The 12,971-nt window shown below is 68.8% G+C and carries 18 protein-coding genes and 1 pseudogene; 11 read left to right on the top strand and 8 right to left on the bottom strand.

Translation table 11 applies throughout. The features are described 5' to 3' along the window. Positions 1–55 precede the first annotated feature (55 nt). Positions 56–712 (top strand): sulfotransferase family protein, encoded by a 657-nt coding sequence (locus AB0J95_RS17820; protein ID WP_364758298.1) that lies wholly within the window; start codon positions 56–58, stop codon positions 710–712. 278 nt (positions 713–990) lie between these two features. Next, positions 991–1,209: pseudogene (locus AB0J95_RS17815) on the top strand (BTAD domain-containing putative transcriptional regulator); the annotation flags it as partial. A 516-nt stretch (positions 1,210–1,725) separates the two neighbouring features. Here the strand turns inward: AB0J95_RS17815 and AB0J95_RS17810 are convergent. Beyond that, a complete protein-coding gene (locus AB0J95_RS17810; protein WP_364758844.1) occupies positions 1,726–1,947 on the bottom strand; it encodes a hypothetical protein in 222 nt (73 codons plus the stop codon). 136 nt (positions 1,948–2,083) lie between these two features. Between AB0J95_RS17810 and AB0J95_RS17805 the strand changes: the two genes are divergently transcribed. From AB0J95_RS17805 to AB0J95_RS17795, 3 genes are read left to right on the top strand one after another with little or no spacing between them, the layout of a single operon-like run. Next, positions 2,084–2,917: a hypothetical protein gene (locus AB0J95_RS17805; RefSeq protein WP_364758841.1), complete on the top strand. Its 834-nt coding sequence runs from the start codon at positions 2,084–2,086 to the stop codon at positions 2,915–2,917. A 15-nt stretch (positions 2,918–2,932) separates the two neighbouring features. Beyond that, on the top strand, positions 2,933–3,712 hold the full coding sequence (locus AB0J95_RS17800; RefSeq protein ID WP_364758296.1) for an alpha/beta fold hydrolase: 780 nt from the start codon (positions 2,933–2,935) through the stop codon (positions 3,710–3,712). Further along, positions 3,709–4,320, top strand: coding sequence for a response regulator transcription factor (locus tag AB0J95_RS17795; protein ID WP_364758294.1), 612 nt, complete (start codon positions 3,709–3,711; stop codon positions 4,318–4,320). Before AB0J95_RS17800 ends, AB0J95_RS17795 begins: the two co-directional genes overlap by 4 nt. Here the strand turns inward: AB0J95_RS17795 and AB0J95_RS17790 are convergent. The 4 genes from AB0J95_RS17790 to AB0J95_RS17775 form a co-directional block, all read right to left on the bottom strand. Continuing rightward, the gene (locus AB0J95_RS17790) at positions 4,289–4,780 is read right to left on the bottom strand and encodes a molybdenum cofactor biosysynthesis protein (protein ID WP_364758293.1); all 492 of its coding nucleotides are present in this window, start codon (positions 4,778–4,780) and stop codon (positions 4,289–4,291) included. The genes AB0J95_RS17795 and AB0J95_RS17790 overlap by 32 nt on opposite strands. Further along, positions 4,777–5,283 carry a peptide-methionine (S)-S-oxide reductase MsrA gene (gene msrA / locus AB0J95_RS17785; RefSeq protein WP_364758291.1) on the bottom strand — a complete coding sequence of 169 codons (507 nt, stop codon included), beginning with the start codon at positions 5,281–5,283 and terminating at the stop codon, positions 4,777–4,779. Before msrA ends, AB0J95_RS17790 begins: the two co-directional genes overlap by 4 nt. A gap of 41 nt (positions 5,284–5,324) precedes the next feature. Beyond that, positions 5,325–5,729, bottom strand: coding sequence for a DUF1801 domain-containing protein (locus AB0J95_RS17780; protein ID WP_364758289.1), 405 nt, complete (start codon positions 5,727–5,729; stop codon positions 5,325–5,327). A 76-nt stretch (positions 5,730–5,805) separates the two neighbouring features. Beyond that, on the bottom strand, positions 5,806–6,609 hold the full coding sequence (locus tag AB0J95_RS17775; protein WP_364758287.1) for a hypothetical protein: 804 nt from the start codon (positions 6,607–6,609) through the stop codon (positions 5,806–5,808). A gap of 275 nt (positions 6,610–6,884) precedes the next feature. Between AB0J95_RS17775 and AB0J95_RS17770 the strand changes: the two genes are divergently transcribed. Next, complete coding sequence (locus AB0J95_RS17770; RefSeq protein WP_364758285.1) at positions 6,885–7,253, top strand: hypothetical protein; 369 nt, start codon at positions 6,885–6,887, stop codon at positions 7,251–7,253. On the opposite strand, the gene AB0J95_RS17765 is transcribed toward AB0J95_RS17770, so the two are convergent. From AB0J95_RS17765 to AB0J95_RS17755, 3 genes are all read right to left on the bottom strand, one after another. After that, positions 7,222–7,614, bottom strand: a complete 393-nt coding sequence (locus AB0J95_RS17765) for a hypothetical protein (RefSeq protein WP_364758283.1) — start codon at positions 7,612–7,614, stop codon at positions 7,222–7,224. The two genes, AB0J95_RS17770 and AB0J95_RS17765, sit on opposite strands and share 32 nt — an antisense overlap. Before the next feature lie 75 nt (positions 7,615–7,689). Beyond that, positions 7,690–8,454, bottom strand: coding sequence for an NPP1 family protein (locus AB0J95_RS17760; protein WP_364758281.1), 765 nt, complete (start codon positions 8,452–8,454; stop codon positions 7,690–7,692). A 223-nt stretch (positions 8,455–8,677) separates the two neighbouring features. Next, on the bottom strand, positions 8,678–9,376 hold the full coding sequence (locus AB0J95_RS17755) for a TetR/AcrR family transcriptional regulator (protein WP_364758280.1): 699 nt from the start codon (positions 9,374–9,376) through the stop codon (positions 8,678–8,680). Positions 9,377–9,462: 86 nt separating this feature from the next. On the opposite strand from AB0J95_RS17755, the gene AB0J95_RS17750 reads away from it, so the two are divergent. The 5 genes from AB0J95_RS17750 to AB0J95_RS17730 all read left to right on the top strand — a co-directional run. Beyond that, the gene (locus AB0J95_RS17750; RefSeq protein ID WP_364758278.1) at positions 9,463–10,269 is read left to right on the top strand and encodes an arylamine N-acetyltransferase; all 807 of its coding nucleotides are present in this window, start codon (positions 9,463–9,465) and stop codon (positions 10,267–10,269) included. Between the two features lie 56 nt (positions 10,270–10,325). Next, positions 10,326–10,865: a DUF4863 family protein gene (locus tag AB0J95_RS17745; RefSeq protein WP_364758276.1), complete on the top strand. Its 540-nt coding sequence runs from the start codon at positions 10,326–10,328 to the stop codon at positions 10,863–10,865. Then, the gene (locus AB0J95_RS17740; RefSeq protein WP_364758274.1) at positions 10,843–11,553 is read left to right on the top strand and encodes a nitroreductase; all 711 of its coding nucleotides are present in this window, start codon (positions 10,843–10,845) and stop codon (positions 11,551–11,553) included. Before AB0J95_RS17745 ends, AB0J95_RS17740 begins: the two co-directional genes overlap by 23 nt. Then, positions 11,550–12,353 carry an alpha/beta hydrolase gene (locus tag AB0J95_RS17735; protein ID WP_364758272.1) on the top strand — a complete coding sequence of 268 codons (804 nt, stop codon included), beginning with the start codon at positions 11,550–11,552 and terminating at the stop codon, positions 12,351–12,353. The genes AB0J95_RS17740 and AB0J95_RS17735 overlap by 4 nt, the downstream gene beginning before the upstream one ends. Positions 12,354–12,378: 25 nt before the next feature. Next, on the top strand, positions 12,379–12,971 hold a 593-nt coding region (locus AB0J95_RS17730; protein ID WP_364758270.1), incomplete at its 3' end, for a DsbA family protein.

The following is a 12,971-nucleotide window of genomic DNA, read 5'->3' as shown; positions in this document are numbered from 1 at the left end:
TCCTGGTGCTTGAATGGGGGTGGGCGATCTTCTGGACGGGACCAAGGGGTTGGCGATGGTCGACGTTATCGGGGCGGGGTTCGGGCGGACGGGGACGGCGTCGCTGAAGAAGGCGCTGGAGCTGATCGGGTTCGCTCCCTGTCACCACATGGTCGAGGTGATCAAGGACCCGGGGACGGCGGCGGGGTGGACCGCGGCACTGGGTGGGGATTTGTCGGCGCTGCAGAGTGTGCTGGCGCGGTACCGGGCGGTGGTGGACTTTCCCGGGGCGTTGGTGTGGCGGGAGTTGCTGGAGCTGTATCCGCAGGCCAAGGTGGTGCTGACGGTGCGGGACCCGAAGAAGTGGTACGACAGTGCCGCCGCGACGATCCTGCGCCAGGACACCCGTGGTGAGATGACCGAGCACTTCGCCAAGAACCCGGCGATGGCGGACTTCCCGGCGTTCCGCGACGCGATGAGCGCGCGGGGGTTGCGGCGCGATCTGACCGAGGATGAGGCGATCGCGTTCTTCAACCAGCACAACGAGACCGTGCGGGCCACTGTGGAATCCGGCCGGCTGCTGGTGTACGAGGTCGCGCAGGGGTGGGGACCGCTGTGCGAGTTCCTCGGGGCCGAGGTGCCCGAGATGGAGTTCCCGCGGGTGAACGAGTCCGCGTCGTTCCAGAAGAACGTGCAGCGGCTGGTCGAGACCGGCGTGGCCGACTTCGAGTGACACCGTGCTCACGGCGAAGGTGCTGGGCCCGGTCGAGGTCCTGCGCGGGGACACACCCGTGGATCTCGGCGGCGCGGTGCCCCGGCGGCTGCTGACGGCCCTGGTCGCCGCCGACGGGCAGACCGTGCCCGACGACGTCCTGGTGGACGCGATCTGGGGCGACGACCCACCGGCGAAACCCGCGGGCGCTGCAGGTCTGCGTGTCCCGGCTGCGGTCGGCGTTCGGGCCGGACGGCCGCGACCAGCTCAAACGCCACAGCACCGGCTACCGCATCGACATGCCCACCGACGCCGGCGAGTTCGCGTCCACAGTGGACCAAGGCCGCCGCGCGCTCGCCGAAGGCCGGCCACAGGAAGCCCTCGCCACGCTGACCGAGGCCCTCGAGCTGTGGCGAGGAGAGCCGTACGCCGACCTCGACAACGCCGAAGCCGCCCGGACCCGCCTCCGCGAACTCAACGAAGTCGCCCAGGAGGAGCAGGCGGCCGCCCGGCTGGCCACCGGAGATGCCACCGGGGCGGTCGCCGACCTGGAAGAACTCGTCCGCGTGGCCCCGCTCCCGCCGGTCCGCAGGCCGCTGACCAGCTTCCGAGGCCGCGACGACGAGCTGAAATCGCTCACCGAACGGCTCACCCAGCACCGGCTGGTCAGCTTGATCGGCCCGGCGGGGGTGGGCAAGACCCGGCTGGCGGTCGAGTACGGCGTCACCTGGTTCGCCAAGCTCGCCGACGTCAGCCAGCCCGCGGCGCTGCCGAGCGTGGTGGCCGACGCGATCGGCCTGGTCGCGGTGCACGACGACCCCGTTGACGCGGTGATCCGCGCGCTCACCGGCCGCCCGGGTGTCCTCATCCTGGACAACTGCGAGCACGTCGTCGATGCTGCCGCCGACCTCGCCGTCGCGCTGCTCGAAGGCTGCCCGCGGCTCACGGTCCTGGCCACCAGCCGCGAACCCCTCAGCGTCGACGGCGAGGTCACCGTCCCGCTGAACTCGTTGCCGCTCAACCACGCCGTGGTGCTACTGGTCGACCGCGTGCAAGCCGTCCGTCCAGGATGGACACCCCAGCAGGACGAGCTCGAAGACGCCCAACGGATCAGCCAGGCTCTCGACGGCCTCCCACTGGCGATCGAGCTGGCCGCGGCCCGCGCCCGGATGTTCGGGCTCGGCGAGATCGCGGCCCGCCTGGACGACCGGTTCGCGCTGCTCGGCCCCGTTCCCAAGGGCTCGGTGACCGCGCACGCCACCCTGGAGGCGGCGATCGGCTGGAGCGTCGACCTGCTGTCCACAGGAGACCGTGAACTACTGCTGCGGCTGTGGCCGTTCGAAGGGCGGGTTCACCCTCGCAGCCGCACAGGCGGTCGGCCAGGCAAGTGCGGTGGCGACACTGGAGTCACTGTCCTCATTGGTCAGCCGCTCGGTGGTATCCGCGGACACGAACGAGATCCCGACCCGCTACCTGTTGCTGGAAAGCGTGCGCGCCTACTGCCGTTCACGCGACCCGGACCCGGTGGCGACCCGCCTGGCGCACGCGCTCTGGGTCCGTGGCCTGGCCGACCGCTGCGTCGCCGCGATGCGGACCCGGCAAACCGGTCCGTTCCTGCGTGGTCTCGCGCGGGAACTGCCGAACATCCGCGCCGGTGTGGCGCACGACCTCGACCTCGACCCGCACGCGGCGATGCACATGCTCGCCGGGTTCGGCCTGTTCCTGACCCGGGTCGTGCACAACACCGAGGCCCTGCACTGGGTCCGGGCGGTCAGCCGGGCCGCGCCGGACGCGCCGGTGGCCGACCGCGCCCGCGTCGCGATCAACCTGGTGGCGTTGAACGACTTCGCCGGGAACTTCGACGAAGCCCGGCGGCTCGTCGCGCAGGCCGTGGACACGGTGTTCGCCGAGCTCACCGAAGAGCACGATCCCCTCGACCGCGGCGAACTGCATTACTTCCTGGGCTACTCCGCCGTCGAGACCCGGCACGTCGACATCGCCCTGGACCAGGCCCAGAAGGCCATCGAGGTGGGCACACAGAGCGGGATCCGGTGGGTGGCCGGGGCCGGGCGGGTCGTGCACGCGGTCGCCCGCGCCCTGCAGGCCCTGCTCGACGGCGACTTCGACGCGCTCGCCGAAGCCGCCCGGGAGGCCACGGGATCGCACGCGGCTGGGCGAACGCGGTCCTCGCCGAGGTCTACCTGCGCGATCCCGACGGGCAGATGACCGATAGTGACAGTCATGGAGTTCGCAGAGGTTGACGGGCGGCGGTTCGCCTACATCAGACGCGGCCAAGGGGAGCCGCTGCTGCTGATCCAGGGGATGGGCGCGCACCACCAGTTCTGGGGCGAGGACCTGCTGTCCGCATTGGAACAGCACTACGACATCGTGGCGTTCGACCACCGCGGGATCGGCGAGAGCGGGTGGGCGGCCGAGCCGTTCAACACCGCCGACCTAGCCGCGGACGCCGCCGGGATCATCAAGGCGGTCGGCTGGCGGGACGCGCACGTGTTCGGGATCTCGCTGGGCGGCATGGTCGCCCAGGAGCTGGCGCTCGGCTTCCCCGAGCTGGTGCGGACGTTGACGATCGGCGGCAGCTGGGCCGGTGGGCCGGACGGGGTGATGTCGGAGACCGCGCTGCGGGTGGTCACCGCGATGGCCACCAAGGACATCGGGCACTCGCTGCGGACCGGCTACGAGGCCAACTTCTCGGCCGGGTTCACCGGGCACTTCGACCGCTACGCGGCCGTCGCGCTGGCGGTCCGGGTACCGGTGAAGGTCGTGCAACTGCAGTGGGAAGCGGGCAACAACCACGACACCAGCGAACGGCTGCCCACGATCACCGCGCCGACGCTGGTCATCCACGGCACGGCGGACGCGATGCTGCCCGTGGCCAACGGCAAGCACATCGCCGGGCTGATCCCGGGCGCACGCCTGGAACTGCTGCCCGACGTGGGGCACCTGTTCTGGTGGGAGGACCCGGCGCGGGTGGCGTCGCTGCTGCTGGAGCATGCGCGATGACCTGCTCGGTGTTGCTGGCCGATGACCATCCGGTCGCTCGCGGCGGGCTGAAGGTGGTACTCGGTGGGACCGGCATCGAGGTCGTGGCCGAGGCGTCGACACGCTCGGCCGTGACCCGGGAGGTCGCGTTGCACCGGCCGGACGTGCTCGTGATCGACGTGACCATGTCGGACGGGATGGCGATCATCCGGGAGGTCCAGCGGGACACCACGGTCCTGGTGTTCGCGTCGTCCACGGAGGACTCGTTGGTGCTGGCCGCGGTCCAGGCCGGTGCCAAGGGCTACATCTACAAGTCCGCCGAACCCGCGGACATCGTGCGCGCGATCCTGGCGGTGGCGGCGGGGGAGGCGATCTTCAGCCCGGTCGTGGCGCAGGCACTGGTGCCGCGGATCGGAATGCCGCAGGTGGAGCCGTTTCCCGGACTGACCGCCCGGGAACGGGAGGTGCTCTCACTGGTGGCCGATGGCCTGTCCAATGCCAGGATCGCGCATCGGCTGGGCCGCTCGCCCAAGACCATCAGCAACCACATCTCGGCGATCTTCGCCAAGCTGCACGTCGCCAGCCGCGGTGAGGCGGTCAGGCGAGCGCGAGCTGCGGGTCTGGCGTGAGGATCGCCGGGCCCACGCGCAGGATGCCGTCGTCGAGCGGGGTGCACCGCATCCCGCCGTGACCACGCAGGGCCTTGAACGCGCCTGGCCTGACGGCCACGTCCATCCACGCACACGGGTTGGCCGGCCGGTTCGCGGTGAACCGGATCGGACCGTCGCCGGTGTCCAGGGTGAACGTGCCGCGCAGTTCGTCCACCGGGTAGCCCCGCAGGACGATGTTGCGCCGGACGGACAACGGATCGTCGCTCAGACCCTCGAGCGACTCGAAAGCGAACACCGTCACCGCCGCGTTGCGGTGCGCCCGGTGACCGAAGTAGCGGTCACCGACCAGGCCGAGGCCCGCCCGGACCTCGACCCGCGCCCGGCCCACCGGCTCCGGATCGGGCCGCGGCCCATCGCTGGGCCGCCCCTCGAACGCGTGCCGGCTCGCCACGTGCAGCGCGACGATCTCGACGGTCACTTCGCCCTGCTCGGCAGCTTCCAGCCGGGCCTGACGAAGTGGCAGGTGTAACCCCACGGGATGCGCTGCAGGTAGTCCTGGTGCTCCGGCTCGGCCTCCCAGAAGTCACTCGCCTGGGTGACCTCCGTGACGACCTTGCCCGGCCACAGTCCGGACGCGTCCACGTCGGCGATGGTGTCCTCGGCGACCTGCTTCTGCGCCTCACTGGTGTAGAAGATGGCCGACCGGTAGCTCATCCCGATGTCGTTGCCCTGGCGGTTCTTCGTCGTCGGGTCGTGCACCTGGAAGAAGAACTCCAGGATGTCCCGGTAGCTGGTCCGCTCCGGGTCGAAGATGATCTCGATCGCCTCCGCGTGCGTCCCGTGGTTCTGGTACGTCGCGTTCCGTACGTCACCGCCGGTGTAACCCACCCGGGTGGAGATGACGCCCGGCTGCTTGCGGATCAGCTCCTGCATCCCCCAGAAACACCCACCGGCGAGCACTGCCTTCTCGGTCGTGGTCATCGCACTCCTTTCCGGTTGGTAGAGCGTTCCCACCAGGCAATCTATTCCATCTCGGCGGCTGCCTTGAGCTTGCGCCAGCCACCGGCCCGGTTGTTGGCGATGATCTGCTGGAACATGGCCTTCAGCGCCCGCTCGTTGATCTCCTCGCCCTGTCTGAACGACACCGTGCGGGCGGTCTTGTTGTCGTGACCAGCGGTGATGATGCCCTCTGGGTCGGGCACGATGGCGCCGTCGTACATGAACACGTTCACGTGGTCCTTGGCCGCCAGCAGCGCGCAGACGTTCCCCTTCAGCACGAAGTACGGCTGCACGGTGCGCTTGACGGTCTCCTCGACCTCCGGATCGGCCGAATGCACCAGGTCACGCACCCGCTGGCAGATGTCCTGCTGCCACTGCGGCAGCTTGCCGATGTAGTCGTCCACGCGGGGGTCCACGGTGTAGGTCATGGTCGTCCTCCTCTGCTCACCCTGGACGTAGTAGCCGACGCCGGCATCTCGACACTCTCCCAAGGTTTTCCCCGGATCAAGTCCGGGCCAGCCGTGCGCGCGTGACCAGACCGGCCAGCGCCAGCGCGACACCCACGCCGAACACGACCCACGCCATGACGTCCAGATACCCGGTGAACGCGTTGTAGAACGCCTCGGCCAGGTGAGGCGACTGGGCCGAGGCACCGACCTGGCCGCGTCCGATCGCCTGGTAGGCGACAAGAGCCAGCATCGCCAGCGCGAGCCCGGCCCCGGCCAGCAGCAACGTCCGGCCACCGGAGAGCAGCAACCCGAGCAGCAGCAACACGACCACGACGATCGGCAGCACCACGGACAGGCTCTCCAATGTGGAGAACGCCGGAATCGCGCGGCGGATCGCGGGTTTGGAGAACACCTTCACCGACAGGTCGACGTCCGGCAGGTACCGGGCCAGCGCGGACTGGGCCTTCAGCTGGTCCAGCGCGGTGCCCAGGTCGAACATGACCATGTCGTCCTGGATCCGCAGGCTGCTCGGCTCGCCGCGGAGCATCGCGATCACCTGTGGCTGCGCGGCCTTGTTCACCGTGGCCCACGCGGTGTGGAAGGTGTCGCTGTCGACTGCCTTGCGCACGCCCGAATCGACCATTTCGTGCACGCTGTCCGGAAGCTTGGTGTTGATCGTGTAGGCGACCCGGTCGGCGATCTCCTTGCGCACCTCCGCGTCGTCGGCGATCGGCGTGACCGCCTGCAGATACCGGTTCTGGTCGACCACCTGCTGGTCCAGCGCGAACGCCGCCACCGCCGGGGCGGCGAGCAAACACGCCAGCAACGTCAGCACCACGGCAATCCCACGACGCGTCACACGGCCAACCTTAGACGGTCGGCCATTGTGTCTACTGTGGACACACGCGGAGAAGCGGCCGGGCCGGGCAGCCGCCTCGGCCCGTTCGCGTCCGCGAACGGCTACGGGTTCCTCCCGGTGGATTTCGCCCGCCAGGACTGCGCCCCGGTCGTGTTCCACGAACTGGAACGCGGCCGGGGACTCGCCGTGATGTGGGCGATGTGTGGTCGATCAGCAGGGCTCGCGGGTGATACTGTCCGGTCCTCTTTTTGTTGTCCTGGAGGACGAAAACGCCCGTGGTGGACCGCAGGCTGTTCGACATCGCGCGCTGGTCGCTCATGGTGGCCGTGTGGCTGTTGCCGGTGCTGTACGTGTTCGGCCTGATGCGGCTGCTGCACCTGGAGAACGCCTACCACACCTGCACCCAGGCGCGGTTCGGCGTTCCCGACGACCGGGGGCTGCCCGTCTTCGGGCGGCTCGACTCGGACGTGCTGCCGCCACGGTCGGTGTGCACGTGGGTGGACGGCTACACGCTCGACCGCGTGCCGTGGTTCGTTACACCGACCATGTTCGTCTGCCTGGTCGTGGCGGCGGCCGCGAGCCCGGTGGTGATCTCCGCGCGCCGCCGCGGGGTCATGGCTGGTACAGCTCGGCGACCTTGGTGATGTGGTCGTCCTCGACCTGAAGCTCCGCGTACGGCGACCGCGCGTCGGTGAGCGCCTTGACCAGCTGGTCCTTGGTGCACGACTTGTTCGCTCGGCCCATCCGGTCGGCGGTCATGCTGTCCGAGCAGATGCTGATGATGCTGACGATCTCGGCCGGGTCGGCCAGGGGGAGCTTGCGGGTCTGCGCGTCGGGTTCGTAGTGCCCGTTGTTCTCCCCGCCGCGGACGTAGTGCACGGTCCGGAACTCGACCATGTCGTGCGCCGAGTCGTAGCCGGTCAGCTGAACTGTCAACGCTTCCGGGGACGAGCACGCCGCCACGGTGCCGATAGCGGCCAGCGCCAGGCCGATACGCACGATCACGTTCTTGAGGACGGGCGGTGCCGCCCCGGGTTGCCCGAAGGCGCCTCCCCAACCGGGAAGGCGCCTTCGCTTCGGTCAGCCCTGGTTGGGGTCGAACGGAATCCCGGCCGGCTTGGCCTTGGACAGCTCGTAGCCGAACGAACCCTCGCGGATGCCCAGCTGGGCGGCGCCGAAGTCGTAGGCCATCAGCTTGTCCCGGTAGCCCGCGGGGTAGCCGTCCCAGCCGATCAGCGGCGGGTACTGCCACGTCTTCTTGTGGTTCTCCGGCTGCTCGCCGAAGCCGGCGAACCGGAAGCAGTGCGTGCCGATGCCGTCCTTGTGGTAGATGATCTTCGGGTGGGTCCCGCTGTCGTCCCACGGGATGTCGTTGCGGGACTTGACGTTGTACTTGCCGTGCGCGGAGGCCGACACGTACGTGGGCCAGCCGCCGTCCGGCACCCAGACCACCACGTGCTCCCAGTCGTTCTTGTGCCCGCCGAGACCCGACCCGGCCACGGCCTGGTCCTTCTCGAAGTAGGCCGCGTACATGTAGGCGCACCAGCCGTTGTTGCACCTCGAACGGGAGTACATGTTGACGTTGTCCAGGTCCCAGGCGTCGTGGCAGTGGCCGTTGACGGCACCGCCGGGGTTGAGGCCCGGGGCGATGGTCCCGTCCCGGCCGATGGCCGGGGTGGGGTAGCAGCCGTCGCCGTCGTAGTCGAAAGCGGGCTCGTAGGAGCGGTCGGACCAGGGCGCGTTCCAGTCCATCGCCTGGGGCGGGTCCGCCGATGCGGCACCGGGAACGGCGAGCAGCAGGGCGACGGCGCTGGTGAGCGCGAACGTGAGACGCCGTAGTCTCATTCGAATCTCCTCGATCAGTGCAGGGACAAGAGATTCATCCGCCGGCGCGGCCGCCGTGCGTGACCGAGATCAAACCACACGTGAAGATAATTCACATAGTCTTCGATGCCCTCGCCAATAAGAAGTTCAGACATCCGACACCCGGTGAACTTCCCACAAAGCTTGTCCTGCGAACGGCTTTGGCGGACATCGCCCACCAGTTACCGGCAAATGTCACCCGCCGTCAGCGAATGCGCTTGGGGGTTCCGGTCGTGCGCCGGCTACGGGTGGTGGTCGGCTTCTTCGTTGTGGCGGCGGGCTTCCGTGCGATCGCGGGCCACAACACCGACACGACCGCCTCGGGGATCTCGTCCTTGCTGTCGCCGCGATAGAACTGCGCGAAATAGCTGCCGAAGCACATAGTGGCGATGGTGCGCTTGTCGATGTCGTCCTGCACGGCACCGCGGTCCTGCAACTGGGTCAGGACGCTCTCGACGAGGGCGACGCGCGGCTCGACGGCGTGCTGGCGCAGGATCTCCAGCAGCGCGGGCGTGCGGATCGCCTCACCGGCGAAGTTGCCCATCAGCACCATGGCATCCGGGTTGTAGTACGCGGGATCCAGCCGGCGGACGGCCTCGACCAGCGCCTCCCGCGGCTGCATCCGGCTCAGATCGAGCTTGTACAGCGCCTGCTGGCGGCGGAACCCGTAGTCCAGCGCGTCGACGACCAGGTCCAGCTTGCCCGGCCAGCGCCGGTACAGCGTCGGCCGGCTGACGTTCGCGTCCGACGCGATGTCGCCGATGGTCATCTGCGAGTAGCCGTCCTTGACCAGGCGGTCCCGGGTCGCCAGGATGATCGCCTCGTCGAGGGAGGCGTCCCTCGGCCGCCCGCCCGGCCTGGGGCCTTCGGGTTGCTCGTTCCCGGTCTCGCGCGCTCGGCCCATGCAGGGCATCCTAACGAACCGTTACATGCAGTGGCTGTTACGCTGTGGTTACGTTTACTCCTTGTAACGAAACTGGGGGCTCGACCATGAACGTCGACGAGTACCTGAGCCGGATCGGCGCCGGTCCGCCGCGCTCGCTGGACATCGGCACTCTGCGCGAGTTGCAGGTGCGCCATCTGGAAACTGTTCCGTTCGAGAACCTGAGTGTCTCGTTGGGACAGCCGATCGACCTCCACCCAGGGGCGTTGTTCGACAAGATCGTGCGGCATCGGCGGGGCGGATTCTGTTACGAGCTCAACGGATTGTTCGCCGGGTTACTCGGTGAGCTGGGCTTCGAGGTGGAGCTGCGGGCCGCGCGGGTGGCGCGCCGGGAGGGTGGTTTCGGGCCGCCGCTGGACCATCTCGCTCTGCGGGTGCGGCTGGACGAGCCGTGGCTGGTCGACGTGGGGTTCGGGCGGTTCAGCATGGCGCCGCTGCGGTTCGCGACCGACGTGGTCCAGGAGGACCGGGCCGGCCGGTTCTCGCTGCGCGACGCGGCCCACGGTGATGTCGACGTGCTGCACGACGGGGTTGTGGCCTACCGGCTGGAGAACCGGCCAAGGGACCTGGAGGAGTTCCAGGCGATGGCGTGGTTCCAGACAAACTCGCCGGACGTGCACTTCACGCACGGGCCGACGTGTTCGCGGGCCACCCCGGCCGGGCGGATCACGCTCGCCCGTGACCGTCTCATCGAGACAGTGGGAGACGAGCGGACCGAACGCCGCCTCGACGGCGCCGAGGAGATCCTCGCGGCCTATCGCGAGTACTTCGGCATCGACCTCGACCGGGTGCCCTCACAGGGGCTTGACGTGCGGAAATGCGGTTTTTCGACCGAGTTACGTTACAGCTATTGACTGTAACGTAACATCGCCGTACGGTAGCTGTATCCGATGGAAGGGGAGTGTCGACCATGACCACCGCGCAGGACCTGATCGACCGGAGCATCCCGTTCCTCGACGAGCTGAAGAACCGGACTGCCGGCGGTGAGCTGGAGACGTGGTTGAACACGAAGTACGGGCCGGGTACCGAGCTGTACGACGACCTCGCCCGGATGATCACCGACGGCGTGCGGGCCGGCTGGGCGGCGAACATCGAGGTGGACGGGCCGCGCTACCGGCGTAGCCGGATCGCCGAACCGCGGGACGTGCTGAACTACTTCAGCATCACGGCGGTCTATATGGACAGTGTCGAACCGTACCGCGGCCAGTACCACCAGCACCCGTACGGCGAGCTGAACCTCGTCGTGCCGCTGGACCCGGAGGCCCGGCTGATGGGGCCGAACGGCTGGAGCGGTCCGGGCTGGACGGCGCCGGGGCCGGGCAGCCACCACTACCCGGAGGTCAAGGGCGGTGCCCTGATCGCGTTGTTCTACCTGCCCGCAGGCCGGATCTCCTACGACATCACCCCACCGAACGACCAGGATCCCGATGACCACCGTGACGACGATTGAGGACGCGCTGCTGACCCGCCGCAGCTGCCGGGCGTTCCTGCCGACGCCGGTTCCTCGCTCGCAGGTCGAGCAGTTGCTCGCCCTGGCCGCGCGTTCGGCCAGCAACTCGAACTCGCAGCCGTGGCAAGTGCATGTGCTGACCGGTGCGGCCAAACGGGCACTGGCCGAGGACCTGTTGTGTGCGTACGAAACAGGGCATCGGGCCGCGGAGTTCGAGTACCAGCCGTGCGCGGACGAATGGCCGGAGCCGTTCCGGTCACGCCGGCGCAGGTTCGGCGACAGTTTGTACGGAGACACGCTCGGCATCGCCGCGGACGACGTGGCCGGTCGCGCGGGACACCATCGGCGCAACTACGACTTCTTCGGCGCCCCGGTCGGGATCATCCTGACCGTCAGCCGTGGCCCGTTGCAGGGCGCGCTGGTGGACGCCGGCTTGTTCCTGCAGGCGCTGATGCTGGCGGCGCGGGGGAGTGGGCTGCACACCTGCGCCCAGGCGTCACTGATCGACTTCCATCCGGTGCTGCGGCGGCATGTTTCGGTGCCGGACGACCACGTGATCGTCTGCGGAGTCGCGTTAGGACACGCGGACGGCAGCCATCGGCTGAGCACGCTGCAGACTTCGCGTGAGCCGGTGTCGTCGTTCGCCACGTTCTACTCCGAAGCAACCCATCACGTGGAGTCAGGATGATCGAGCGGGACCTGGTGTACGCGACCGTCGACGGCACCGACCTCGGCCTGGACATCTACCGGGCGGCCGAGCCCGGCGCACCGGTGGTCGTGTACGCACATGGCGGAGGCTGGAGCCACGGCGGCAAGGCCGATGACGGTCCACTTCGGCTGGCCCCGCTCGCGGCCCATGGCGTGACCGTGGTCTCGGTCGACTACCGCCTTGCGCCTCAAGCCGTGTTCCCGCAGCCGCTGCACGACCTCAAGGGAGCCGTGCGGTGGTTGCGCGCCAACGGCGAAAGCCTCGGCCTAGCCACCGGACGCCTAGGAATCTGGGGCGCCTCCGCGGGCGCGTACCTGGGATCGTTGCTCGCGCTGTCCGAAGGCGACACTGAACTGGAGGGCACGGTCGGCGGCAACCTCGACCAGTCCAGCGCGGTACAGGCCGTGGTGCACTGGTTCGGCCAGACCGATCTCGCGGTGTCCGCGGCGCGCACCGAGCTGGAGGCGCGGCTTCTGCCGTTCCACTTCGAGGCGGATCTGTTGGGCACCAACGATCCTGCGGAGCTGGCCGAGCGCGCTCGCGATCTGCGTCTCCCCGCACGCGTATCCGCGCAGGCCCCGCCATTCCTCATCGCCCACGGCGACCGCGACCGAATCGTTCCTCCATCCGAGGGTTTCGCGCTGCACCAGGTCCTCAGCCACGCCGGTGCCCAGACACGCTTCGAACTGTTAGGCGGCGCGGGTCACGAGGCCCCCGCCTTCAACGCCCCCACCATGCTCGCGACCACAGCCGCGTGGCTGCGAGCCGTCCTGACCTGACTGACTTTGCTTGAGGAGAACGGAAATGCGCACCACCGGCACGGCCGCGAAGACGTCGCGGCCGCGTGTCGTGACGATCGAGCACTGGTTCGACGTCATCTGCCCGTTCTGCTACATCGCGCAGGACCGCAACCGCATCCTGCGTGCACACGGCATCCGCGTGGTCGAACGCGCCCTGCAGATCCACCCCGAGATCGGCCCCGGCGGTATCCCCGCAGGCCCCCGCACCGGCCCCACCTACGACTTCCTTGCCCACCAAGCCGAAGCCGCCGGCCTGCCGCTGAACTGGTCGGACCGCATCCCTAACTCCCGCCCAGCCCTCGCCGCCTACGAATGGCTGGCCAAAACCAACCCCACCACTGCCCACAAGTTCGTGACCTCCGTATTCACCGCGTACTTCGCCAACCGCCAAGACATCGAATCCCTCGACCTCCTCCTCCACCTCGCCGCCCGCGCAGGCGCCAACCCCCACCCCCTCCACACCGCCCTCACCACCCCTCCCTCTACCATCTCTACCCCTCACAGCACCGCTCGCGCCTCCACCCCCGCCGCTCACACCTCTACCTTCAGCGACCCTGACAGCACCGCTTACGCGTCGGCGCCTGCCGCTCGCATCTC

It is taken from the genome of Actinocrispum sp. NPDC049592 (assembly GCF_040675465.1).
In the GTDB taxonomy this organism is placed as follows: Bacteria; Actinomycetota; Actinomycetes; order Mycobacteriales; family Pseudonocardiaceae; genus Kibdelosporangium.
This window is presented reverse-complemented; position numbering and strand designations above follow the sequence as displayed.